The sequence below is a fragment of the Acidovorax sp. genome (assembly GCF_027492855.1).
Lineage (GTDB): Bacteria > Pseudomonadota > Gammaproteobacteria > Burkholderiales > Burkholderiaceae_C > Acidovorax.
The window spans coordinates 1-22328 of sequence record NZ_JAPUDY010000024.1; the positions used below are offsets into that span (position 1 = coordinate 1).

Genomic DNA, 22328 nt, shown 5'->3' on the forward strand with positions numbered 1-22328 from the left:
CGCTCGGGGTAGTCCAGCCAGTGGTACAGGCAGCGGCGCTTGACGGCGTCGTGCAGATCGCGCGTGCGGTTGCTGGTGAGCAGGGTGACGGGTGTGGCCGTGGCGCGCACGGTGCCGATCTCAGGGATGCTGACCTGGTATTCGCCCAGGTATTCGAGCAAGAAGGCCTCGAAGGGCTCGTCGGCCCGGTCCACCTCGTCGATGAGCAGCACGGCGCCGGGCGCGGGGGCCTGCAGCGCTTGCAGCAGCGGGCGGCGGATAAGGTAGCGGTCTTGGTAGACCTCGCGCTCCACCTGCGCCATGTCGGCACTGCCTTGGCCCTCGGCGGCCCGCATGTGTAGCAGTTGGGCGGCGTAATTCCACTCATACAGCGCCTCGCGCTGCTCCAGGCCGTCGTAGCACTGCAGGCGGATCAGGCTTCGCCCAAGCACCTCGCCCATGGCTTTGGCCAGCGCGGTTTTCCCCACGCCGGGCTCGCCCTCCAGCAGCAAGGGGCGCTGCAGTTGGAGCGCCAGATACACCGCCGTGGCAAGCCGCCGGTCGGCAAAGTAGCCCACGCTTTGCAGCGCCTGCACCAGGGCATCAACAGAAGTTGGCAAGCTCATTGCTTCTCTTTTGATAGCTGCTAGCGCTTATTCACCAAGCGCTAGCAGCCATTTTCACTTGATCAAACACTGACCCCGAACAACGCCGTTCGCCCTGAGCCTGTCGAAGGGCTGGTGGCAAAGAACGCCCTGGCTTCGACAGGCTCAGCCCGAACGGTCTGGAGGTTGGATGCCTGAAACATGTACATGGCCAGGCAGCACTTTCACCTTAACCCAGCATGCGCTCCACGGCCCGTTGGGTTTGCACGCTGATCAGGTTGGCACGGTACGCGGCACTCGCATGGATGTCGCTGTTCAGATCGCTCGCGTCGATCTTCACCGCCGCCGCCGAGGCAGGCGTGAAGCTCTGGGTGAGCGCAGCCTCCAGCCCCGCATGGCGAAACACGCTGGTGGCGGCACCGGTGACGGCCACCCGCACCCCGGCATCGAACTGCGCCACGAACACGCCCACCAGCGAGAAACGCGAAGCGGCCTGCTTGAACTTCATGTACGCCGCGCGCTTTGGGGCCGGAAAACGGATGGCGGTGATGATCTCGCCCTCTTCCAGCGCCGTGGTGTACATGCCCACGAAGAAATCGTCAGCCGCTATCTCGCGCTGGTTGGTGATGACGGTGGCGCCGAGGCCCAACACCGCGCTGGGGTAGCAGGCGGCGGGGTCGTTGTTGGCCACCGAGCCGCCCAGCGTGCCGCGCGCACGCACCTGGCGGTCGCCGATGTGCGCGGCCAGGTCGGCCAACGCGGGGATGGCGGCTTGGACCTCGGCATTCGCGGCCACGTCCATGTGGCGCGTCATAGCACCGATGACAAGCGCGTTGCCCTCGCGGCGGATACCCGCCAGGTCTGCAACACCGTTCAGGTCCACGATCTTCTCGGGGTTGGCCAGGCGCAGGCGCATGGAGGGCAGCAGGCTTTGCCCACCGGCCAGCAGTTTGCCGCCCTGGGCGATGAGCTGCGCGGCAGCAGCGGTGGAGGAAGGCGCTTCAAAGGTAAATGCGTACATGGTCGATCTCCTTATGCCTTGGCGGACTGAATGGCTTCCCACACGCGGTGCGGCGATGCGGGCATGTCGAAGTCCTTCACGCCCAGCGGGCGCAGTGCATCAAGCACGGCATTGATCACAGCCGGTGGCGACCCAATGGCCCCGGCCTCGCCGCAGCCCTTGGTGCCCAGCGGGTTGTGGGTACAGGGCGTGCACACATGGCCGAGCTGGAAGTTGGGGAAGTCATCCGCCCGTGGCATGGCGTAGTCCATGTAGCTGCCGGTGAGCAACTGACCGGTTTCGCGGTCGTACACGCAGTTTTCCATCAGCGCCTGGCCGATGCCCTGCACCAGGCCGCCATGCACCTGGCCTTCCACAATCATGGGGTTGATGATGGTGCCGAAGTCGTCCACGGCGGTGAACTTGTCCACCCGCGTGCTGCCCGTGGCGGGGTCCACCTCCACCTCGCAGATGTAGGTGCCCGCGGGAAAGGTGAAGTTGGTCGGGTCGTAGAACGCGGTTTCGTTCAGGCCCGGCTCGAGCTTGTCGAGCGGGTAGTTGTGTGGCACGTAGGCCGTGAGCGCCACCTGGCCGAACGGGATCTTCTTGTCAGTGCCGCGCACGGTGAACTCGCCGCCGCTGAAGTCGATGTCGGCATCGCTTGCCTCCATCAAATGTGCAGCGATCTTTTTGGCTTTGGCCTCGATCTTGTCCAGCGCTTTCATGATGGCCGCGCCGCCTACGCTGATGGAGCGCGAACCATACGTGCCCATGCCGAACGGCACGCGGCCCGTGTCGCCGTGCACGATATCCACGTTCTCCACCGGAATGCCCAGCCGCGCTGCCACCACCTGCGCAAACGTGGTCTCGTGCCCCTGGCCGTGGCTGTGTGAGCCGGTGAACACCGTCACACTGCCCGTGGGGTGCACGCGCACCTCGCCGCATTCAAACAGGCCCGCCCGTGCGCCCAAAGCACCAGCGATGTTGGACGGCGCAATACCGCAGGCCTCGATGTACGACGAATAACCGATACCGCGCTTGAAGCCCTTGGCCTCACTGGCCGCCTTGCGCGCGGCAAACCCGGCCACGTCGGCCAGTTGCTGCGCCTGTGTCATGCACGCGTGGTAGTCGCCAATGTCGTACTGCAGCGCCACGGGCGTCTGATAAGGGAAGCTGGTGATGAAGTTGCGCTTGCGGATCTCGTCCTGCGCAAGGCCCATGTCCCAGGCGCAGCGGCTGACCAGGCGCTCCAGCAGGTACGTGGCTTCAGGCCGGCCCGCGCCCCGGTAGGCATCGACCGGCGAAGTGTTGGTAAACCACGAATCCACCTCTACATACACCTGCGGCGTGGTGTATTGGCCCGCGAGCAGCGTGGCATAGAGGATGGTGGGCACGGCGCTGGAAAAGGTGCTCAGGTAGGCGCCCAGGTTGGCATGCGTGTGCACGCGCATGGCCAAAAATTTTCCGTCCTTGTCCATGGCCATTTCGGCGTGGCTCACATGGTCGCGGCCATGGGCGTCGGTCAGAAAGGATTCGCTGCGATCGGCCACCCACTTGATGTTGCGGTTGAGCTTTTTGGCGGCCCAGGTCAGGCACACGTCTTCGGCGTACAGAAAAATTTTGGAGCCGAAGCCACCGCCCACGTCGGGCGCGATCACGCGCACCTTGTGCTCGGGCAGGCCCATCACAAAGGCCGTCATCAGCAGGCGCTCGACGTGCGGGTTCTGGTTGCTCACGTACAGCGTGTACTCGTCATTGGCGCGGCTGTAGCTGCCAATGGCGGCACGTGGCTCCATGGCGTTGGGGATGAGCCGGTTGTTGATCAAATCCAGCTGGGTCACATGCGCGGCATTGGCAAACGCAGCGTCCACCGCGCCCTTGTCGCCAATGGCCCATTTGAAGCAATGGTTGTCGGGTGCAATGTCGTGCAGCGCAGCGCCTGCCACCGCGCCCGAGGCCGCATCGGCCACGTTGACCACCGAGGGCAGCACGTCGTAGTCCACCTCCACCAGCTCGGCCGCGTCGCGCGCCTGCTGCAGCGTCTGGGCCACCACCATGGCCACCTGGTCGCCCACGTAGCGCGCCTTGCCCTGGGCAAGGATGGGGTGCGGTGGCTCCTTCATGGGCTCGCCATTGGTGCTGGTGATGAGCCAGCCGCAGGGCAGGCCATTGATGTTGTCGGCGGCCACATCGGCGCCCACAAACACCCCCAGCACGCCAGGGGCCGCCTTGGCCGCGCTGGTGTTGATGCTGTTGATGCCGGCATGCGCGTGCGGCGAGCGCACAAACACGGCATGACATTGTGCGGCCAGCACGATGTCGTCGGTGTACTGGCCCGCGCCGGTGAGGAAGCGGTAGTCCTCCTTGCGCTTGAGCGATTCGCCGATGTGCGGCAGCTTGGAAAAGTCGGATGCACCCATGATCTTTGCCCCCTGTGTTTAAGCCGAAGCCATGGCTTTTTGGCCGACCTGCACCGCGCGCACGATGTTCTGGTAGCCCGTGCAGCGGCAGATGTTGCCTTCGAGCAGCTCGCGGATTTCGCCTTCGCTCGCGCCAGGGTGGTTTTGGCACAGGTCCACAGCGCTCATCACCATGCCGGGGGTGCAAAAGCCGCACTGCAGGCCGTGGCATTCCTTGAAGGCCGCCTGCATGGGGTGCATGGTGCCGTCGGGGGTGGCCATGCCTTCGATGGTGGTCACCTCGGCCCCCTGGGCCTGCACCGCCAGCATGGCGCAGGATTTGACGGCCCGGCCATTCACATGCACCGTGCACGCACCACACTGGCTGGTGTCGCAGCCCACGTGGGTGCCGGTGAGCGCGAGGTGCTCTCGCAGCGCGTGGACAAGCAGGGTGTTGGGGGGGACGTCAACGCTGGCGGCGCGCCCGTTGACCGTGAACTGGACTTGCATCTGGCTGTCTCCTGGAAGAGGTTTGGCTGGACAAGAACGTGTTCACGATCTCGCAGGCGACCCCTGGGAGATCGTGAACACGTTCTTCGCTCATCTTCTGCCCCACCCCCGCACCCCTCCCTAGGGACAACCCTAGATTTCCGAGGGCCCTGGCTGGATATTCTCAAAATGAAACATGCTGCACTGCACACCAGCGCATCATGCGGACATCCAGGAGCCTGCTGCCCATGCTTTCCTCCGCGCCCCACCCCGTTACCGACCGCCACGCGCTGATTGCGCAGGCCCGCCAGAGATTGCTCGCTGGCGGTGCAGCGCCAGCACGTGCCGAGGTGGAGCCCTGGATTGCACGGTCCTGGCAGCGCTGCCTGGCCCGTGGCCTGGAGCCCGCGCGCCGCGTCACCTTCGACGCCGTCAGCGCCCCGGCCCTGCACCGCAGCCGTGAGCAAAACCACCACCTGCTGAATGCCGCAAAGCCCGTGCTGCAGCAGCTCACCCGCGCCATAGCCGGCATGCGCTACTTCGCCATGCTGACCGACGCACACGGCATCGTGGTGGATGTGCAGGGCCATATCGACCGCAGCGACCCACGCGCCAGCACCATCGGCCGCGTGGGCATCGACCTGTCGGAAGCTGCCGTGGGCACCACGGCCATCAGCGCGGCACTGGCCGAGCTGCAACCCGTGTGGCTGCACCGGGGCGAACATTTCTTCGATGACAACGGCAGCTACAGCTGCGCGGGCGCGCCGCTGTTCGACCCCCACGGCCAATGCGTGGGCATGCTGGACCTGACCGGCGTCGATGTGCCCGAGCGGCCCGAGTTGCGCCACCTGGTGGCGCGCTCGGCCCGCGCCATGGAAGACGCCCTGCTGCTGCAACGCCCCCACGCCCTGCTGCTGCGCATGAACTGGCCGGGCAGCACACTGGGCGGCGAAGGCGATGGCCTGCTCGCGCTGGATGGCGACGGCTACGTGGTGGGCAGCAACAGCATGGCCCGCCAGCTCGTGCCCCAACCACTGCGCACACCGGGGGCACCCACGCATTGCAGCGACCTGCTGGCCCTGCCGTGGACCATGCTGTTCGACGCTGCGCGGCGACACCCCGCGCAGCCGCTGGACCTGCCCCTGTGGTCCGGCCTGCGCCTGCAAACCCTGGCGCAGTTGCCAAAGCACACCCGCGGCGCCAGCCACGCCCCCACGCTAGCAGGCACACCACCCGCCGCAGCCCCGCTGCGCGAGGCCGAAACCGCCCTGATCCGCCAAGCCGTGCAAGACGCCCGTGGCAACGTGGCAGAGGCCGCCCGCGCCCTTGGCATCAGCCGCGCCACGGTGTACCGCAAGCTGGGCACGCCCAAGGGCCACTGAGCGGCTGACATGCCGCTATGTGCAACGCCACACAGCATAAAGAAAGCAGGATTTGATTGAAATTGGCCTCTAGCGCTTATTCATCAAGCGCTGGCAGCTACTAAATTTATAGTAAATTAATTCATCACTGAGTCTGCCTCAGACCTCCGCCAAGGCCAGCACCACGGCGTTGTCGTCCACCACCAGCACCACCTGGCTGCCCGCACGCAGGCCGCTCCGGGGGGCTGCGAAGCCCACCATTTGCAGGCCACCCGCCAGCTCGGCAGACACTTCATCGCCCGAATCGCCCCGCACCACGCGCGTGGCTCGGGCAACCAGGTGGTGGGTGCCTGAGGAAGGCTCGGCCACCGCCCTACGGCCACCATCACCACCACGCTCCACCCGCACCGCCATGGCCTTGCACAGCGCCTGCACGGCCAGCCCCGGTTGCAGGCCCAGCAGCTCCGCACTCTCCAGCGTGACGCGCGAGGCCAGCGCCACGGCAGTCATGCCCTCCCCGCCCAACCGCAGGTGCACGCGCACGATCTGCCCTTGCACCGCAAGCCGCTCGACCACGCAGGGCAATTGATTGCGCATGCTGGTGCGCACCGCAAGCCGGGCCAGCGCAGGCCCCGCATGGGGCGTGGCTTGCCAGCGCGAGAGCACGGCCCCCCGCGCCTGCGCCATCGCATCGGCCGCCGCCAACAGTTGGCGGCCCGCCTCGGTCAATTGCGCCCCACCGCCGCCTGCCCCGCCCACCGCACGGGCCACCAGCGGCGTGCCCGCCAGGTTGGTCAATGTGTCCACCGCCTGCCACGCCGCCTTGTAGCTCACGCCCACGGCGCGAGCGGCCTGCGAGATAGAGCCACAGGCGCCGATCTGGCGCAGGATGTCGATGCGTTTGTCGGCCAGGGCATGGCCCAGCGCATCCGTGAGGGAGAGAGAAACAGGCATGCGCGGATGATGCCTGAGCGGTGGCGCTTCATGGCGCCGCTCACGCCCGCTCGTACCAGCCCTTGCTGCGATTGACGATGTGCACCACCAGCAGCATCACGGGCACCTCGATCAGCACCCCCACCACGGTGGCCAGCGCGGCGCCCGAGTGAAGGCCGAACAGGCTGATGGCGGCCGCCACCGCCAGCTCGAAGAAATTGGAGGCGCCGATCAGCGCCGATGGGCAGGCAACGCTGTGTTTCTCGCCCACCGCACGGTTGAGCCAGTACGCCAACCCGGCGTTGAAAAACACCTGGATCAGGATGGGCACGGCCAGCAGGGCAATCACCAAGGGCTGCTGCAGGATGGCCTCGCCCTGGAACGCGAACAGCAGCACCAGCGTGGCCAGCAGCGCCGCGATGGACCAGGGGCCCATGCGCGCCATGACGGCATCGAACACCGCATTGCCCTTGGCCAGCAACCACCGGCGCAGCCACTGGGCCAATACCACCGGGACGACGATGTAGAGCACCACCGAGGTCAGCAAGGTGTCCCACGGCACGGTGATGGCCGAGATGCCTAGCAAAAAGGCCACGAGCGGCGCAAACGCAATCACCATGATGCTGTCGTTCAGCGCCACCTGCGACAGCGTGAACAACGGGTCGCCCCCTGTGAGGCGGCTCCACACAAACACCATGGCCGTGCACGGCGCGGCGGCCAGCAGGATGAGGCCCGCGATGTAGCTGTCGATCTGATCTGCGGGCAGCAGCGGTGCAAACCAGTGGCGAATGAACAGCCAGCCCAGAAACGCCATGGAAAACGGCTTGACCAGCCAGTTCACCACCAGCGTCACGCCGATGCCCCGCGTGTGCTTGCGCACCTCGCCCAGCGCGCCGAAGTCCACCTTCACCAGCATCGGGATGACCATCACCCAGATCAGCAAGCCCACGGGCAGATTGACCTGGGCAACCTCCATGCGGCCCACTGCCTGAAAGACGCCGGGGAACAACTGCCCCAGCCCAATGCCCACCACGATGCACAGGAATACCCAGACCGTGAGGTAGCGCTCGAACACACTCATGGGGGCATTCAACAGCAGGCGGTTTTGGTGGAGGTGGCAGGGCCGCAGCACGCGGCCTTGGCCTCGGTGGGTGCAGCGTCCGCCGCAGGCGCGCAGCAGGCACCCGCTGCGGCTAGCACGCTGGCTTCGTTGAAGACAGGGATGTCGCCCAGGGTGTGGAAGTGCTCCCACGCAATGCCCTGCGGGTCGGTCACCCAGTGTTTTTCGCTGCGGGCATAACAGCAGGTGGTGGCGCCCTCGTCCAGCAAGGCCATGTCGGCGGCCTCGGCGCGCGCCTTCAGTGCGGCCAACTCGGCTGCGTCGTCGGTCTGCATGCCGAAATGGTCCAGACCCGGCTTTGCCCCCCGCGTCGAAATCGCGAAGTTGACGCGCGGGTCTTCCAGCATCCACTTGGCGTAATCGGCCTCGGCGCGGGCGGGCTGGGCATCGAACAGCCTGGAATAGAAAGCGATGCTCTGGGCCAGGTCATCGACATGCATGTGGACATGGAAACGTTTCATGGGGTTCTCCTCTTCAGCAGTGACAAGGTGGTGCAGCACCCTCGGAGGGTGCACAAGCCTCCCCCTGACAGCAGTTTTCGGTGAGGTAGCCCAGCAGAGCGTTCATGGTGCCGAACGCGGCACGGTAGATCAGGTTACGGCCCTGGCGCTCCTGGCTGATGAGCCCTGCATGCGATAGCTCTTTCAGATGAAAAGACAAGGTGTTGGCGGCAACGTCCAATTGGGCAGACAAATCCCCCGGCGTCAGCCCGGCCGGGCCCGCCACCACCAGGGCGCGGAAAACCCGCAGGCGAACCTCCTGGGCCAGGGCGGCGAGGGCGCGGACGACATCGGTTTCTTGCATGCGCAGATAATACAACAATTGTTGAATTATTGAATTCATATCCAAACCAGGCCCCAAAAACCCCGCTTGATACCCCTCAATGCCCTTCCACGGAGGGGACGCATATACTTTCGCTATTCCATCAATGAATAGCGCTTTCGCGCCGTACTGCCATGCAACACCGCCGAACCTTTCTCTCTCTTGCTCTTCTCAGCCTGGGTTTCGCCACTGCGCAAGCGGCCCATGCCGATCAGGTCTCGGTGGCGGTGGCCGCCAATTTCACAGCCCCCATGCAGAAGATCGCCGCGGCCTTTGAAGCCGACACCGGCCACAAGGCAGAGCTGTCGTTCGGCGCCACGGGCAAGTTCTATGCGCAAATCACCAACGGCGCGCCGTTCCAGGTGTTCCTGGCTGCCGACGACACCACGCCCGCCAAGCTGGAGCGCGAAGGCAAGGCCGTGCCCGACAAACGCTTTACCTACGCCATTGGCACGCTGGTGCTGTGGAGCGCACAAGCCGGTTATGTCGATGCCCAGGGCGACGTACTCAAGAAGGGCGACTTCAAGCACCTGGCCATCGCCAACCCCAAGCTGGCACCCTATGGCGCCGCCGCCGTGCAGGTGATGGACAAGCTGGGCGTGACAGCCGCGCTGCAGCCCCGCCTGGTGCAGGGCGAAAACATCGCCCAAACCTTCCAGTTCGTGTCCTCCGGCAATGCACAACTGGGCTTCGTGGCGCTGTCGCAGGTCATGGTCGATGGCAAGATCAGCAAGGGCTCGGCCTGGCAGGTGCCCGCCAGCATGCACGAGCCCATCCGCCAGGACGCCATCTTGCTCAACCCCGGCAAGGACAGCGCCGCCGCAGCCGCGCTGCTCACCTACCTGCGTGGCGACAAGGCCCGCGCGATCATCCAGTCCTACGGCTATAGTTTCTGAGGGACTGCGACTACCAATAAAGCCCTTCTGGCGTCGTGACTCCGTCTTGCCGTACCTCTGGTACTGTCTGCGCCGGAGCGCCTAGCCAGAACCGCTTTGCTGAGCTTTATTAGCCGCTCAACATTCAAAAAACCCCGCCCCCCTACAAGCCACTCGCTACACCCATGCCCTTTTCCAGCGCCGATCTCGCGGCCATCGGCCTCACGCTACGGCTGGCGGGCACCACCATGGCGCTGCTGCTGGTGCTGTGCACGCCGCTGGCCTGGTGGCTGGCGCACACGCCCTCGCGCTGGCGCGGCCCGGTGTCGGCCGTGGTGGCCTTGCCGCTGGTGTTGCCGCCCACGGTGATCGGTTTTTATCTGCTGGTCACGATGGGCCCGCACGGGCCGCTGGGCCAGTTCACGCAGTGGCTGGGGCTGGGCACCCTGCCATTCACCTTCTGGGGGCTGGTGATGGGTTCGCTGATCTATTCGCTGCCCTTTGCCGTGCAGCCGCTGCAGCATGCGTTCGAGGCCATCGGCCAGCGCCCGCTCGAAGCCGCAGCCACGCTGGGCGCCGGGCCGCTAGACCGCTTTTTCACCGTGGCGCTGCCGCTGGCGCGCCCTGGTTTCATCACCGCGGCCATCCTGAGTTTTGCGCACACTGTGGGCGAGTTTGGCGTGGTGCTCATGCTGGGCGGCAACATCCCCGGCGTAACGCGCGTGGTGTCGGTGCAGATCTATGACCATGTGGAAGCACTCGAATACACCCAGGCCCACTGGCTGGCCGGGGGCATGGTGATTTTCTCGTTCCTGGTGCTGCTGTGCCTGAACCTCACGCGCCGCCGCGCGTCCATGGTGTCGTGATGGCCGCCCCCTCCAGCCAGATCACAGCACGCTTGGTGCTGGCCCGCCCCGGCTTCACGCTCGACGTAGACCTGCAGTTGCCAGGGCATGGCGTCACGGCCCTGTTCGGCCCCTCGGGCTGCGGCAAGACCACCTGCCTGCGCGCGATTGCAGGCCTTGAGCGCGCACAGCCGGGCCGCGTCGAGGTCAATGGAGACCTGTGGCAGGACGATGCACAAAAGATCTGGCGCGCCACGCACGAACGCGCGCTGGGCTATGTGTTCCAGGAGGCCAGCCTGTTCGACCACCTGAGCGTGCGCGGCAACATCGACTATGGCCTCAAACGCACGCCCGCCGCACGCCGCAAGGTGGCGCTGGAGCAGGCCGTGGAGCTGTTGGGCATTGACCACCTGATGAACCGCAGGCCGCACGCCCTGTCGGGGGGCGAACGCCAGCGCGTGGCCATGGCGCGTGCGCTGGCCACCAGCCCGCGCCTGCTGCTGATGGACGAACCCCTGGCCGCGCTGGACGCACAGCGCAAGGCCGAGGTCCTTCCCTATTTGGAACGGCTGCATCGCAACCTCGATATCCCCATGCTGTACGTGAGCCACGCCATCGACGAGGTCGCGCGGCTGGCCGGGCACATGGTGCTGATGCGCGAAGGCCGCGTGCTGGCCCATGGCCGCACCGATGAGCTGACCGTGCGCCTGGACCTGCCCCTGGCCCATGGCGACGCAGCCGCCACGGTGATTGACGGCACCGTGCTGCAGCACGATGTACACGACCACATCACCACCGTGGGGTTCGGCGGGGGGCAACTGCTGCTGGTCAGCCCCACGCCGCGCGCCACGGGCGAGCCCCTTCGCCTGCGCGTGCAGGCACGCGACGTGAGCCTGGCGCTCGCAGCGCCCAGCGATACCAGCATCCTCAACATCCTGCCCGCTACCGTGGTGGCGCTGGAGCAAGACAGCCCCGGCCAGTTGATGGTGGCCCTGGACGCAGGCCCCACGCGCCTGCTGGCGCGGGTCACCGAGCGGTCGGCCCAGGCACTGGCACTGGCGCCAGGCCAGGCCGTGTTTGCGCAGGTCAAGGGCATCGCCATCGTGAACTGAGCAGCGCCTGGGCCGTGCCCCATCAATCGTATGATCCCCCGCACAAGCAAAGGGGAGGACATGGATTCCATCTGGCGGACGAAGCACTGCAGGCGCCTCATTGACAACTTGCCGCGCAGGGCCTGAACCATGGCGGCACTCACCACCCTGGTCCTGGGCGGCTACGGCAACTTTGGCGCACGCATTTGCCGCGCGCTGGCGGGCAATCCGGCCACTAACCATCACATCAGGCTGCTGATTGCGGGCCGCGATGTATCGCGCGCGCAGGCCCTGGCGGGCACATTGGGCCATGGCGCACAAGGCGTGGCGTTGGACCACCAGGCTCCCGGCCTTGCCGACCGGCTGCGCACGCTGGGCGTGGGCCTGGTCATCCACACTGCCGGGCCGTTTCAGGCGCAGGCCTACAGCGTGGCCCAGGCCGCCGCCGAGGCGGGCGCACACTACATCGACCTGGCCGACGGCCGCCGCTTTGTGTGCGACTTTCCGGCCGCGATGCAGGCCACATTTGCCGCCGCTGGGCGCACGGCCATCGCAGGCGCCAGCACCGTGCCCGCGTTGTCTTCGGCCGTCATCGACCACCTGTGCGCAGGCTGGCAACACATCGACAGCATCGACATCTGCATCGCCCCCGCTCAGCGTGCACCGCGCGGCGAGGCCACGCTGGCGGCGGTGCTGAGCTACTGCGGCCTGCCCATCGACGTGTGGGAAGGCGGCCGCTGGCAGCCGCAGCGGGGCTGGGCGCAGCCCACACCGGTGCAGTTTCACCGGCTGCGGCCGCGCCTGGGGGCGGTTTGCGACATCCCCGACCTGGAGATTTTCCCGGCCCGCTATCAAGCGCGCAGCCGCGTCACCTTCCGTGCCGCGCTGGAGGTGGGCCTGGCACAGCGCACGTTTGCCTCCATCGCAGCACTGCACCACTGGGGCCTGCTGCCCCACCCCGAAAAATTGGCGGGGCTGATGCACCGCACCGGCGGTGTGCTGGATTTCCTGGGCACGCCGCTGGGTGGCATGGTGGTGCGCGTGGCAGGCGCCGATGCGCAGGGCCAGCCCCGCCGCCGCGCCTGGCACATTGCGGCTGACCACGACCATGGCCCCGAGATCCCCTGCATGGCCACCATCCTGCTGGCCCGGCAACTGGCGGCCGGGCAGTCTCTGCCGACCGGCGCACACACCAGCACCAGCCTGCTGCCGCTGGGGGCCTTTGCGCCCGAGTTTGCGAAGTGGGGCATGGTGACCGACGTCCTCGAAGAACCATGAACACCAGCGCCTACCCATTGCTGCGCTGGAGCCTTGTTTTCGTGTGGCTGGCCACAGCCATCGTCAGCGTGTGGGAGCTTCACGGCCAAAGCCGCGAACTGCTGGCGGGCCTGCCCGCTGCGTGGACAACAGGCGCCGCCCCCTGGCTGCCCTCAGCAATCATCCTGGCCGGGGCGGCTGCGGATGCCCTGCTCGGGCTCTGGCTGGCACTGCGCCCAGGCCGTAGCGCGTACCTGGCGGCGCTGCTGTTGATGGCCGCGATGACGCTGCTGGCCACCGCCATCCACCCCGCATGGTGGTTGCACCCGCTGGGGCCGCTGACCAAGAACCTGCCCATCGCCGCCATCCTGTGGGTGCTGCTGCAGGGCACAACCGCCACCTCGCCACCAAAACCATGAGCCTGTACCTCATCCTCAAATGGCTGCACATCGTCTCCAGCGTGCTGCTGGTGGGCACCGGGCTGGGCTCTGCGTTCTACATGTTTTTCACCAACCGCAGCGGCAATGTGCAGGCGCAGGCGGTGGTCAGCCGCCTGGTGGTGCGGGCGGACTGGTGGTTCACCACCCCCACGGTGCTCATCCAGCCCGCCACGGGCCTCGCCATGGCGGCGATGGCCGGGCTGCCCTGGAGCACACCGTGGCTGGCCGTGTCCCTTGCGCTGTACGTCGTGGCCGGGGCCTGCTGGCTACCGGTGGTGTGGCTGCAGCTGCGCATGCGCGACATGGCGGCAGAGGCAGCAGACAACAATGGCGCCCTGCCCCCGTTGTACTGGCGCTATGCACGCTGGTGGGAGGCGCTGGGCTACCCAGCCTTCGTGGCCATGGCCGTGGTGTTCTACCTGATGGTGAACAAGCCCTCGCTGGGGTTTTGAACCTAGAAACCGCGTGCTGCAAAAAAATCACACGCCGTGCCTCACCCCACCAGGCGAACAGGCACGGCGTGTGCACACAAAAACAAAGGCAGCGCCCTGCCTTCAGGGCGCTCCAAACCCCAGCCGCTGCAATACAGCCTGCGCTGCGGGCTGCCGCAGCGCTGTGGCAAACGCCTGCGCCGCTGCGGGCGCGTTGGCTCGCACCGTCAGGCCATAGGCAGCGCCCACCTGCAGCGCCGGGGGCAATGGCACTACGCGCAAGCGTGGCAGCTCAGCCTGTGTGGCCACAGCGTTGGTGCAGTAAGTCAGAAAAACGTCGGCCTGGCGTTGCTCCATCACCCAGGCATAGGTACCCCGGCCCGCAGGCGGCTTGGGCGAATCTGCACCGCCCGTGAGCTTCAGCGCCTTGGCATTCAGCTGCGCATAGGCGCCGGGCTGTACCTTGTCGGCCTGGCGAAAAAGCGCCCAGGCGTAGTCGCCGGAGGGATCGGCCTTGGGGGTGGATGTGCCAACGCGCACATCGCTGCGCAGCAAGGTCGCCAGCAGCGTGTCGGGCGTTGCGCTGATCTGCTCGCTGGTGATCGCGCACAGCGCGTTGCGCGTGAACACCACGGGCGCCTGCCAGCCGCCGCGCGCCGCCAACCGCGCTGGGTGGTCGGTATCGGCCGAGGCAAAGACCTGCGCGGCCTCGCCCTTTTCAATGCGCTCGCGCAGCAGGCCCGAGGCGCCAAAGGTCAGCGCCAGCTTCTGGCCGGTGCGGGCCTCGTGGTCGCGTGCGATCTCGGTGAAGGCTTCGCGCAGGCTGCCAGCGGCATAGACCTGCACGGGGGTCACCTCAACCACCGGCACCTTGGCCGCCGAACAACCGGCGAGGGCAACAGACAACGCTGCGGCTGCCGCAGGCCCCGCAGCCCGAAGACGATGTGCCATGGCACCCGCTCACTTGGCCGCGTTCGGGAAGAACAGTTGCTCGCCACCAATCTTGTAGCTGGCAATGGCTTGCTGGCCCACGGGCGACACCACCCAGTCCACGAATTTCTGCGCGTCCTGCGCCTTCACATGCCCATGTTTGGCAGGGTTGACAACCATCACGCCGTACTGGTTGAAGAGCCTTGTGTCACCCTCGACCAGCACCGCCAGATCGGCGCGGTTTTTGAAGTTGAGCCAGGTGCCCCGGTCAGCCAGCACGTAGGCGCCGCTGGATGCCGCGATGTTGAGCGCGGGACCCATGCCGCAGCCGCATTCCTTGTAGCCGCTGCCTGAGGGTTTTGCGGCGTCGGCGCCCGCCGCCTTCCAGTAGCGCAGCTCGGCCGCATGGGTGCCGCTCTTGTCGCCGCGCGAGACGAAGTCGCCGTTGCCTGCTGCGAGCTTCTTGAGCCCCTCCACGATGTCCTTGCCCTTCACACCTACCGGGTCGGTCTTGGGCCCCACCAGGATGAAGTCGTTGTACATCACCGGGTAGCGCTTCACACCCCAGCCATCGGCCACGAACTTTTCCTCGGCCACCTGGTCGTGCACGAACAGCACGTCGGCGTCGCCCCGGCGCGCCATATCGAGCGCCTGACCGGTGCCCAGCGCCACCACCTTCACGTCCAGCCCGCTGGCTTTCTTGAACTCAGGCAACAGGTAACCAAACAGCCCCGATTGCTCGGTGGACGTGGTGGACGCCATGGTGATGCTCTGTGCGAATGCAGAGCTGGATGCTACAAAAACAATAGCTGCCAGCGCTTTATGAATAAGCGCGGGAGCACGAAAAGGCTTGAAATTCGTCATACCAGTTCTCCTTTGACAAACAAACGGGCGGCCTCGGGCAGGGGGCCATTGAAAAAATCGTTGACAGGCAGGTCGGCCACCAGGCGGCCATGCTCCATGTAGATCACGCGGCTGGCCAGGCGCTTGACCTGGCCCAGGTTGTGGCTGCTGAACACCATGGTCACCGGGTGTGCCGGGCCGGCCGATCCGTGGCTGGCGGCGAAGTCGGCCATCAGCGCCTCGACCTCGCGCTTGGCATGGGGATCAAGGCTGGCGGTGGGCTCGTCCAGCAGCAGCACGTCGGGCCGCAGTGCCCAGGCGCGGGCCAGAGCCACGCGCTGTTGCTGGCCGCCCGACAGGGTGCGGGCGTTTTGCACGGCGATGTCCCGCAGCCCCACGCGCTGCAGCGCCGTGAGCGCCGCAAGCCGCGCCTCGCGCCAGCGCGTGCCGCGCAGCCACAAGGCCAGCGCCACGTTGTTCTGCGCGCTGGTGCGCAACATGTGCGGGCGCTGGAACAGCATGGCCTGGCGCAGTGTGGCGTCGCACTGCAGGCCGCCGCCGCTGGCATCGGCCAGGCCGTTGAGCACCCGCAGCAGCGTGCTTTTGCCGCTGCCGTTGGCGCCCACCAGCGCCACGCGCTCGCCGGGCACGATGCGCAGCGTGACCTGCTCCAGCGCCTGCACGCGGCCATAGCGCACGGTCACCTGGCGCAGATCGACCCAAGGGCTTGTTTCCACCACCTCATCCACGCTCATGCTCATGCTCATGCCGCCACCCCCACGGGGATGCTGGAGCCGGCGCCGTCTACCCGCTCGCGCCAGCGTCGCACCAGCGCGATCAGCACATTGAGCGCCAGCACCACGGCCAGCAGGATGATGCCCAGCGCCAACGCCAGGGGCAGGTCGCCCTTGCTGGTCTCCAGCGCGATGGCGGTGGTCATCACGCGCGTGAAGCCGTCGATGTTGCCGCCCACGATCATCACCGCGCCCACTTCGGAGATGGCGCGACCAAACGACGCCAGCAGCACGGTCAGCAGCGCATAGCGCTCGTCCCACGCCAGCAGCAGGCTGCGCAGCAGCGGCCCAGCGCCCATGGAGCGCAACTGCTCGCCGTGCGCACGTTCGGCGTCTTCCACCGCCTGGCGCGTGAGCGCCGTAACCACGGGCAGCACCAGGATGGCCTGCGCCAGCACCATGGCCTTGAAACTGAACAGCCAACCCAGCGCACCCAGCGGCCCGCTGCGCGAAAGCACCAGGTACACCACCAGCCCCACCACCACCGACGGCACCGCCAACAAGGTGTTGAGCACCGCCAGCACGGCGCCCCGCCCCGCAAAGCGGGCCACGCCCAGCCAGGCACCCAGCACCAGGCCGATGCCGCAAGCCAACAGGCAGGCGGTGGCGCTGACAGACAGGGAGCGGCCTACGATGGTCCACAGGACGGGGTCTGATGAGAAGGTGAGTTGCAGCGCTGTGCTCGCGCTTTCGGTAAGGGTGGACATGGGCCTGATGATCGGGTTCGGCTATCGTAGGCACCTCATCAATACCCAGCGATATGAAATCCCGTGCATAGGGTCCAACTTCACTACACACTCAGCCGGGACGCTGGCAATGCGCTCATCCGCAACCCCTTGCCCGAGCTACTGCAGGCCGTGGCCGAGCGTGGCTCCATCTCGGGCGCGGCCCGTGCGCTGGACCTGTCCTACCGCCATGTCTGGGGCGCCCTCAAGCGCTGGGAAGACCAGCTCGGCGGCGAGCTGATCATCTGGGGCAAGGGCCAGTCGGCGCAGCTCAGCGAGTTCGGCACCAAGCTGCTGTGGGCCGAGCGCCAGGCCCAGGCCCGGCTGGCGCCGCAGATCGCCGCGCTGCACGCCGACCTGGAGCGCGCGTTTGCCGTGGCCTTCGACCCCAACGCCCATGTGCTCACCATGTATGCCAGCCACGACGATGCCCTGGTGGCGCTGCGCACACATGCCGCCGCGCAGGCCGACGCCGGTGCACTGCACCTCGATATCCGCTTCACCGGCAGCGTGGACGCCATCCGCGCCTTGAACGAAGGACGCTGCACGTTGGCAGGCTTTCACACCGTGGAGCAGCCTGCAGCCGATTCGCTGGCCGCGCGCACCTACAAGCCACTGCTGCAGCCTGGCCTGCACAAGGTCATCGGCTTTGCCCAGCGCACACAGGGCCTCATCGTGGCGCCGGGCAATCCGCTGGGGCTTCAAAGCCTGGCCGACGTGGCCCGCACCGGCGCCCGTTTCATCAACCGGCCGCTGGGCACCGGCACGCGGGTGCTGCTCGACGACCTGCTCGTGCAGGCGGGCCTGGACACCCAGGCCATCCAGGGCTACACACTCAACGAACCTTCTCACACCGCCATTGCGCAGGCCGTGGCCGCCGGTGCGGCCGACGTGGGCATGGGCATCGAGGTGGCGGCGCGTGCGCGCGGACTGGATTTTGTGCCGCTGGTGCACGAGCGCTACCACCTGGCTTGCCTGAAAGCCAGCCTGGACCAACCCGCCACGCTGGCCCTGCGCACCCTGCTGCAAACCCCTGAGTGGCTGGCGCAAATGCAGGCCCTGCCCGGCTACACGCCCTTGCACTGCGGTGAGGTGCTGGCCATGAGCACCGTGCTGCCCTGGTGGCAGTTTGCGCGGAAAAAGCGCACATCCGCGCCTAGGCAGAAACCCTAATTGCTTCTCTTTTGATAGCTACAGAGCGAGCGCCTGCTGAGGGATAACACCGTCACGCTGCCGTCAGCCTGGGCCTACAGTGCTCCGTAGAATCGCGCCGTTGTAAAAGTTTGTCGCGCCAGGCCGCCTACCCGCGGCCGGGCCGACACATCGCACGCAAAGCCTTTTTATTGGAGACACCATGCAGGCTCTATTGAAGTTATCAAGGGGGATCGACTGGCTTAATACCCAGGTCGGCAAATACGTGGTCTGGCTCATCCTGGCCTCCACCATCATCAGCGGGGTCAACGCGGTGGTGCGCAAAGCGTTCAGCATCAGCTCGAACGCCTTTCTGGAGGTGCAGTGGTATCTGTTTGCCGCCTCGTTCCTGCTGGCTGCGGGCTACACGCTGCTGCAGGGCGAACACGTCAAGGTAGATGTGATCTCCAGCCGCTTTTCCAAGCGCACCCAGATCTGGATCGACGTGTTCGGCTACATCGCCTTCCTCACGCCCATGTGCCTGGCCGTGCTCTGGTACAGCATTCCGTTTTTCACGCGCGCATTCGATTCGGGCGAGATGTCGAACAATGCCGGTGGCCTGATCCGCTGGCCCGTGTACCTGATGCTTCCGCTGGGCTTCGCTCTGCTGTGGCTGCAGGGTATCTCCGAGCTGATCAAGCGCCTGGGCTTCCTCAAAGGCCTGATCGAAGACCCCACGGTCAAGAAAGTTGAAAAAACGGCAGAAGAAGAACTGGCCGAATCCATCCGCAACCTGGCTGAAGCTGCCAAGGGCAACGGCAAGAACAAGACCGAGGCCGTCTGAGCGGAGCACACACCATGGAATTTTTGACCCACAATCTCGCCCCCATCATGTTTGCGGGGCTCATCTGCTTCTTGCTGGTGGGCTTTCCGGTCGCCTTCAGCCTAGGCGCCTGCGGACTGTTCTTCGCCTTCGTAGGCATCGAGCTGGGCGTGTTGCCCGAAGCCCTGCTGCAAGCCGTGCCGCTGCGCATCTTCGGCATCATGCAGAACGACACCCTGCTGGCCATTCCATTCTTCACGCTGATGGGGCTCATATTGGAGCGAAGCGGGATGGCGGAAGACCTGCTGGACACCATCGGCCAGCTCTTCGGCCCCATCCGTGGCGGCCTGGCACTGGCCGTGATCTTCGTGGGCGCGCTGCTGGCAGCCACCACGGGCGTGGTGGCCGCGTCGGTGATCTCGATGGGCCTGATCTCGCTGCCCATCATGCTGCGCTATGGCTATGACCGGCGACTGGCGGCGGGGGTGATTGCTGCCTCCGGCACGCTGGCGCAGATCATTCCCCCTTCGCTGGTGCTCATCATCATTGCCGACCAGATGGGCCGCAGCGTGGGCGACATGTACAAGGGCGCCTTCCTGCCCGGCCTGATGCTCACCGGCTTCTACGCGCTGTACGTCCTCTTGCTCGCAGTCTTCAAGCCCCAGTGGGTGCCTGCCATCCCGCCCGAAGCGCGCACGCTCAAGGGTGACGACGGCAAGAGTGGCGTGCCCTCGCTGCTGGTGCTGACGGGTATCTGCGTGGCCGCATCGGTCTACATGGCCAAGAACATGCCCGCCGTGCACACCTGGTGGTCGGGCGAGGCGGTCGACAAGGTCGCCCTCGACGAAACCATCGTGGTGTCCATGTGCTTTGGCGTGGCCCTGGCCTTCGTGGCCGCCAGCATCAACAAGATCACCCGCATGGGCCTGCTCTCGCGCGTGGCAGAGCGCGTGACCTTTGTGCTGATCCCGCCACTGCTGCTGATCTTCCTGGTGCTGGGCACCATCTTCCTGGGCGTGGCAACACCCACCGAAGGCGGCGCGATGGGCGCACTGGGCGCAGGCATCATGGCACTGATCCGCGGACGGTTGACGTGGTCGCTGCTTCGGCAGGCTGTCACCACCACGACCAAGCTGTCGTGTTTCGTGGTGTTCATCCTGGTGGGTGCCACCATCTTCGGCCTCACCTTCCAGGGTGTGGACGGCCCACTGTGGGTGGAACACCTGCTGTCCGGCCTGCCAGGCGGCCAACTGGGCTTCCTGATCGTCGTGAACGTCATGGTGTTCTTCCTGGCGTTCTTCCTGGACTTCTTCGAGCTGTCCTTCATCGTGGTGCCCCTGCTGGCCCCCGTGGCTGACAAGCTAGGCATCGACCTGATCTGGTTTGGCGTGCTGCTGGCCATCAACATGCAAACCTCGTTCATGCACCCGCCGTTCGGTTTTGCGCTGTTCTACCTGCGCAGCGTGGCCCCGGCAAAGGAATACATGGACAAGGTCACCAAGAAGATGATCGCGCCCGTGACCACCACCCAGATCTACTGGGGCGCCATTCCCTTCCTGGTCATCCAACTGATCATGGTGGGCCTGGTGATTGCCTTCCCCGGTATCGTCTCCAGCGGGTTGGACGAGAAGCAGGTGTATGACCTCGACAAGGTCCGCCTGGAAATGGAAGCAGCGATGCGCGACGCAGCCCCAGGGCTCGACGACCCAACGGCCGGCATGGAAGGTGCGGCCCCTGCTCCCGGCGATGCACCAGCCCCTGCTGCCGATGCCGCCAGCCCTGCAGACGACCCGCTGAAGGCCTTGCAAGAATCGATGGCCAACGAGAAAAAATGAGAATGAAAGTGTGGTGATTGAGTCGCTTCAGGCACGCTGACCAGCCCCTGAAGCCCTCACATCAGCACCCTGCTCACACCAAGCCCCGGCAGAACCTTCTGCCGGGGCTTTTTTATTGCCGCTCGGCGCCCCCCTGGCAGAGGCATCGAAGAAGCAGGTCGGCAACGGCTCTGCGATGCTGCTGCGCCAGCCACCGTGAAATAGAAGAAGCCCCCAGCCAGACCTTAGCGGACCCTTGCGAACACCGCTCTGTGGCAACCAACGGCAACGCCCTTTCTGGCGCTCATGCCCCCAGAGCGGCAGCGCCCACACCAGCTACCAGCGTCGCTGCGGCATCCATCTACAACCAGCCTGATGCGCAACGATGTGAACAGCCCGCCACGTCCTCGTCCAAAACGCACAGGCGTAAAAAAACCCGCCTGGCGAACCAGGCGGGTTGATCGAAAGCCAACAGGGCGGCGACAAGCGCCGCCTTGCAGCGTTTAGATCTTTTGCGCAGACATGAAGGTGTCGTAGCGTGCTTCGGCAAAGCGGAACCACAGGATCTGGTCGCGCTGGAATGCACGCATGTCAGCGTAGATCTTCTTCCACTCAGGGCTCTTGGCGTCGTTCTCTGCGAAGACTTCCATCGAGGCCTTGAACGAAGCGTCCATCACGGCTTGCGAGAACGGCAGCACCTTGGTCTTGGCGGCCACCAGTTGCTTGAGGGCCGTGGGGTTCAGGGCGTCGTACTTGGCCAGCATGTCCACGTGGGCCAGGTTCGATGCAGCCTCAATGATGGCCTTGTTCTCGGCAGACAGACCGTCGAAGGCCTTCTGGTTGACGAAGAAGTCCACCTCGGGGCCGCCTTCCCACCAGCCGGGGTAGTAGTAGAACGGAGCGACCTTGTTGAAGCCGAGCTTCTGGTCGTCGTAAGGTCCCACCCATTCAGCAGCGTCCAGCGTGCCCTTTTCGAGGGATTGATAGATTTCGCCGCCAGGGATGCTTTGGGGCACGGCGCCCAGCTTTTGCATCACTTCACCGACCAGGCCGCCACCCAGGCGCATCTTCATGCCCTTGAAGTCGGCGGGGGACTTGATCTCCTTGCGGTACCAGCCACCCATCTGCGTGCCGGTGTTGCCACCAGCGAAGCTGATCATGTTGTAGCCGCTGTAGAACTCGTTCATGAGCTTGCGGCCATTGCCGTGCAGCATCCAGGCGTTCATCTGGCGGGCATTGAAGCCGAAGGGCACTGCCGAGCCCAGCGCAAACGCGGGGTTCTTGCCGTAGAAGTAGTAAGGCACGGTGTGTGCCATTTCGACGGTGCCTTGCTGCACGCCGTCCACCACGCCGAAGGGAGGCATCAGCTCGCCACCAGCGTGCACGGAAATTTCAAACTTGCCGCCCGACATGGCCTTGACGGCCTTGGAGAACACATCAGCACCGCCATAGATGGTGTCCAGCGACTTGGGGAAGCTGGATGCCAGGCGCCAGCGAATGGCGGCCTGTGCGTGGACGGCGGGCGCAGCGCCTGCAGCCAGCACACCGGCGATGCCAGCGTGCTTGATGATTGAACGACGATCCATGAGGTTCTCTCCGATATATTGATTGCAAAACTTGG

The 22328-nt window shown here is 65.7% G+C and carries 23 protein-coding genes; 10 read left to right on the top strand and 13 right to left on the bottom strand.

Going from position 1 to position 22328, the window contains the following annotated elements; genetic code table 11:
• The 4 genes from Q0105_RS04485 to Q0105_RS04500 all read right to left on the bottom strand — a co-directional run.
• Positions 1-605, bottom strand: a 605-nt coding sequence (locus Q0105_RS04485) for a MoxR family ATPase (RefSeq protein ID WP_298209166.1), incomplete at its 3' end; no start/stop codon positions are given.
• A gap of 208 nt (positions 606-813) precedes the next feature.
• Positions 814-1605: a xanthine dehydrogenase family protein subunit M gene (locus Q0105_RS04490; RefSeq protein WP_298209168.1), complete on the bottom strand. Its 792-nt coding sequence runs from the start codon at positions 1603-1605 to the stop codon at positions 814-816.
• A gap of 11 nt (positions 1606-1616) precedes the next feature.
• On the bottom strand, positions 1617-4004 hold the full coding sequence (locus Q0105_RS04495) for a xanthine dehydrogenase family protein molybdopterin-binding subunit (RefSeq protein ID WP_298209170.1): 2388 nt from the start codon (positions 4002-4004) through the stop codon (positions 1617-1619).
• 18 nt (positions 4005-4022) lie between these two features.
• Positions 4023-4493: a (2Fe-2S)-binding protein gene (locus Q0105_RS04500; protein ID WP_298209172.1), complete on the bottom strand. Its 471-nt coding sequence runs from the start codon at positions 4491-4493 to the stop codon at positions 4023-4025.
• Between the two features lie 227 nt (positions 4494-4720).
• Between Q0105_RS04500 and Q0105_RS04505 the strand changes: the two genes are divergently transcribed.
• Positions 4721-5854, top strand: a complete 1134-nt coding sequence (locus tag Q0105_RS04505; RefSeq protein WP_298209174.1) for a helix-turn-helix domain-containing protein — start codon at positions 4721-4723, stop codon at positions 5852-5854.
• A 138-nt stretch (positions 5855-5992) separates the two neighbouring features.
• Here Q0105_RS04505 and Q0105_RS04510 read toward each other — a convergent pair whose 3' ends face one another.
• The 4 genes from Q0105_RS04510 to Q0105_RS04525 are packed head-to-tail and all read right to left on the bottom strand — an operon-like array spanning position 5993 to position 8690.
• On the bottom strand, positions 5993-6787 hold the full coding sequence (locus Q0105_RS04510; protein WP_298209176.1) for a TOBE domain-containing protein: 795 nt from the start codon (positions 6785-6787) through the stop codon (positions 5993-5995).
• A 40-nt stretch (positions 6788-6827) separates the two neighbouring features.
• Positions 6828-7847 carry an ACR3 family arsenite efflux transporter gene (gene arsB / locus Q0105_RS04515; RefSeq protein ID WP_298209178.1) on the bottom strand — a complete coding sequence of 340 codons (1020 nt, stop codon included), beginning with the start codon at positions 7845-7847 and terminating at the stop codon, positions 6828-6830.
• Positions 7848-7855: 8 nt separating this feature from the next.
• Complete coding sequence (locus tag Q0105_RS04520) at positions 7856-8347, bottom strand: ArsI/CadI family heavy metal resistance metalloenzyme (protein ID WP_298209180.1); 492 nt, start codon at positions 8345-8347, stop codon at positions 7856-7858.
• 13 nt (positions 8348-8360) lie between these two features.
• A complete protein-coding gene (locus Q0105_RS04525; RefSeq protein WP_298209182.1) occupies positions 8361-8690 on the bottom strand; it encodes a helix-turn-helix domain-containing protein in 330 nt (109 codons plus the stop codon).
• A 152-nt stretch (positions 8691-8842) separates the two neighbouring features.
• Here Q0105_RS04525 and modA point away from each other — a divergent pair, with 152 nt between their 5' ends.
• The 6 genes from modA (at position 8843) to Q0105_RS04555 (ending at position 13668) form a co-directional block, all read left to right on the top strand.
• Positions 8843-9604 (top strand): molybdate ABC transporter substrate-binding protein, encoded by a 762-nt coding sequence (modA, locus tag Q0105_RS04530; protein WP_298209185.1) that lies wholly within the window; start codon positions 8843-8845, stop codon positions 9602-9604.
• Positions 9605-9768: 164 nt separating this feature from the next.
• Positions 9769-10449 carry a molybdate ABC transporter permease subunit gene (modB, locus tag Q0105_RS04535; protein WP_298209187.1) on the top strand — a complete coding sequence of 227 codons (681 nt, stop codon included), beginning with the start codon at positions 9769-9771 and terminating at the stop codon, positions 10447-10449.
• Positions 10449-11540, top strand: coding sequence for a molybdenum ABC transporter ATP-binding protein (gene modC, locus Q0105_RS04540; protein ID WP_298209189.1), 1092 nt, complete (start codon positions 10449-10451; stop codon positions 11538-11540). The genes modB and modC overlap by 1 nt, the downstream gene beginning before the upstream one ends.
• A 129-nt stretch (positions 11541-11669) precedes the next feature.
• On the top strand, positions 11670-12797 hold the full coding sequence (locus Q0105_RS04545; protein WP_298209191.1) for a saccharopine dehydrogenase NADP-binding domain-containing protein: 1128 nt from the start codon (positions 11670-11672) through the stop codon (positions 12795-12797).
• Positions 12794-13195, top strand: a complete 402-nt coding sequence (locus Q0105_RS04550) for a DoxX-like family protein (RefSeq protein ID WP_298209193.1) — start codon at positions 12794-12796, stop codon at positions 13193-13195. Before Q0105_RS04545 ends, Q0105_RS04550 begins: the two co-directional genes overlap by 4 nt.
• Positions 13192-13668, top strand: a complete 477-nt coding sequence (locus Q0105_RS04555; RefSeq protein WP_298209195.1) for a DUF2269 domain-containing protein — start codon at positions 13192-13194, stop codon at positions 13666-13668. The genes Q0105_RS04550 and Q0105_RS04555 overlap by 4 nt, the downstream gene beginning before the upstream one ends.
• A gap of 102 nt (positions 13669-13770) precedes the next feature.
• On the opposite strand, the gene Q0105_RS04560 is transcribed toward Q0105_RS04555, so the two are convergent.
• Genes Q0105_RS04560 through Q0105_RS04575 form a run of 4 tightly spaced genes read right to left on the bottom strand, consistent with a single transcriptional unit; the run spans position 13771 to position 16921 of the window.
• The gene (locus Q0105_RS04560) at positions 13771-14598 is read right to left on the bottom strand and encodes a molybdate ABC transporter substrate-binding protein (protein ID WP_298209197.1); all 828 of its coding nucleotides are present in this window, start codon (positions 14596-14598) and stop codon (positions 13771-13773) included.
• A gap of 9 nt (positions 14599-14607) precedes the next feature.
• A complete protein-coding gene (locus tag Q0105_RS04565) occupies positions 14608-15441 on the bottom strand; it encodes a substrate-binding domain-containing protein (RefSeq protein WP_298209200.1) in 834 nt (277 codons plus the stop codon).
• Entirely contained in the window at positions 15438-16181 is a 744-nt protein-coding gene (locus Q0105_RS04570; RefSeq protein ID WP_298209212.1) for a phosphate ABC transporter ATP-binding protein, read from the bottom strand. Before Q0105_RS04570 ends, Q0105_RS04565 begins: the two co-directional genes overlap by 4 nt.
• A 2-nt stretch (positions 16182-16183) precedes the next feature.
• Positions 16184-16921, bottom strand: a complete 738-nt coding sequence (locus Q0105_RS04575) for an ABC transporter permease (RefSeq protein ID WP_298209202.1) — start codon at positions 16919-16921, stop codon at positions 16184-16186.
• A gap of 63 nt (positions 16922-16984) precedes the next feature.
• Here Q0105_RS04575 and Q0105_RS04580 point away from each other — a divergent pair, with 63 nt between their 5' ends.
• The 3 genes from Q0105_RS04580 (at position 16985) to Q0105_RS04590 (ending at position 20728) form a co-directional block, all read left to right on the top strand.
• Positions 16985-18112: a substrate-binding domain-containing protein gene (locus Q0105_RS04580; protein WP_298209204.1), complete on the top strand. Its 1128-nt coding sequence runs from the start codon at positions 16985-16987 to the stop codon at positions 18110-18112.
• A gap of 181 nt (positions 18113-18293) precedes the next feature.
• The gene (locus tag Q0105_RS04585) at positions 18294-18914 is read left to right on the top strand and encodes a TRAP transporter small permease subunit (protein WP_298209206.1); all 621 of its coding nucleotides are present in this window, start codon (positions 18294-18296) and stop codon (positions 18912-18914) included.
• 14 nt (positions 18915-18928) lie between these two features.
• Entirely contained in the window at positions 18929-20728 is a 1800-nt protein-coding gene (locus Q0105_RS04590) for a TRAP transporter large permease subunit (RefSeq protein ID WP_298209208.1), read from the top strand.
• 482 nt (positions 20729-21210) lie between these two features.
• On the opposite strand, the gene Q0105_RS04595 is transcribed toward Q0105_RS04590, so the two are convergent.
• A complete protein-coding gene (locus Q0105_RS04595; protein WP_298209210.1) occupies positions 21211-22293 on the bottom strand; it encodes a TRAP transporter substrate-binding protein in 1083 nt (360 codons plus the stop codon).
• Positions 22294-22328 lie beyond the last annotated feature (35 nt).

What these genes read in the sequence shown, in the direction of transcription:
- Q0105_RS04595 (WP_298209210.1), bottom strand. Translation starts at nt 22,293, where the DNA reads ATGGATCGTCGTTCAATCATCAAGCACGCTGGCATCGCCGGTGTGCTG.
- Q0105_RS04560 (WP_298209197.1), bottom strand. Translation starts at nt 14,598, where the DNA reads ATGGCACATCGTCTTCGGGCTGCGGGGCCTGCGGCAGCCGCAGCGTTG.
- modC (WP_298209189.1), top strand. Translation starts at nt 10,449, where the DNA reads ATGGCCGCCCCCTCCAGCCAGATCACAGCACGCTTGGTGCTGGCCCGC.
- Q0105_RS04490 (WP_298209168.1), bottom strand. Translation starts at nt 1,605, where the DNA reads ATGTACGCATTTACCTTTGAAGCGCCTTCCTCCACCGCTGCTGCCGCG.
- Q0105_RS04550 (WP_298209193.1), top strand. Translation starts at nt 12,794, where the DNA reads ATGAACACCAGCGCCTACCCATTGCTGCGCTGGAGCCTTGTTTTCGTG.
- Q0105_RS04565 (WP_298209200.1), bottom strand. Translation starts at nt 15,441, where the DNA reads ATGACGAATTTCAAGCCTTTTCGTGCTCCCGCGCTTATTCATAAAGCG.
- Q0105_RS04590 (WP_298209208.1), top strand. Translation starts at nt 18,929, where the DNA reads ATGGAATTTTTGACCCACAATCTCGCCCCCATCATGTTTGCGGGGCTC.
- Q0105_RS04585 (WP_298209206.1), top strand. Translation starts at nt 18,294, where the DNA reads ATGCAGGCTCTATTGAAGTTATCAAGGGGGATCGACTGGCTTAATACC.
- Q0105_RS04520 (WP_298209180.1), bottom strand. Translation starts at nt 8,347, where the DNA reads ATGAAACGTTTCCATGTCCACATGCATGTCGATGACCTGGCCCAGAGC.
- modB (WP_298209187.1), top strand. Translation starts at nt 9,769, where the DNA reads ATGCCCTTTTCCAGCGCCGATCTCGCGGCCATCGGCCTCACGCTACGG.
- Q0105_RS04510 (WP_298209176.1), bottom strand. Translation starts at nt 6,787, where the DNA reads ATGCCTGTTTCTCTCTCCCTCACGGATGCGCTGGGCCATGCCCTGGCC.
- Q0105_RS04555 (WP_298209195.1), top strand. Translation starts at nt 13,192, where the DNA reads ATGAGCCTGTACCTCATCCTCAAATGGCTGCACATCGTCTCCAGCGTG.
- Q0105_RS04495 (WP_298209170.1), bottom strand. Translation starts at nt 4,004, where the DNA reads ATGGGTGCATCCGACTTTTCCAAGCTGCCGCACATCGGCGAATCGCTC.
- Q0105_RS04505 (WP_298209174.1), top strand. Translation starts at nt 4,721, where the DNA reads ATGCTTTCCTCCGCGCCCCACCCCGTTACCGACCGCCACGCGCTGATT.
- Q0105_RS04575 (WP_298209202.1), bottom strand. Translation starts at nt 16,921, where the DNA reads ATGTCCACCCTTACCGAAAGCGCGAGCACAGCGCTGCAACTCACCTTC.
- Q0105_RS04500 (WP_298209172.1), bottom strand. Translation starts at nt 4,493, where the DNA reads ATGCAAGTCCAGTTCACGGTCAACGGGCGCGCCGCCAGCGTTGACGTC.
- arsB (WP_298209178.1), bottom strand. Translation starts at nt 7,847, where the DNA reads ATGAGTGTGTTCGAGCGCTACCTCACGGTCTGGGTATTCCTGTGCATC.
- modA (WP_298209185.1), top strand. Translation starts at nt 8,843, where the DNA reads ATGCAACACCGCCGAACCTTTCTCTCTCTTGCTCTTCTCAGCCTGGGT.
- Q0105_RS04525 (WP_298209182.1), bottom strand. Translation starts at nt 8,690, where the DNA reads ATGCAAGAAACCGATGTCGTCCGCGCCCTCGCCGCCCTGGCCCAGGAG.
- Q0105_RS04570 (WP_298209212.1), bottom strand. Translation starts at nt 16,181, where the DNA reads ATGAGCATGAGCGTGGATGAGGTGGTGGAAACAAGCCCTTGGGTCGAT.
- Q0105_RS04545 (WP_298209191.1), top strand. Translation starts at nt 11,670, where the DNA reads ATGGCGGCACTCACCACCCTGGTCCTGGGCGGCTACGGCAACTTTGGC.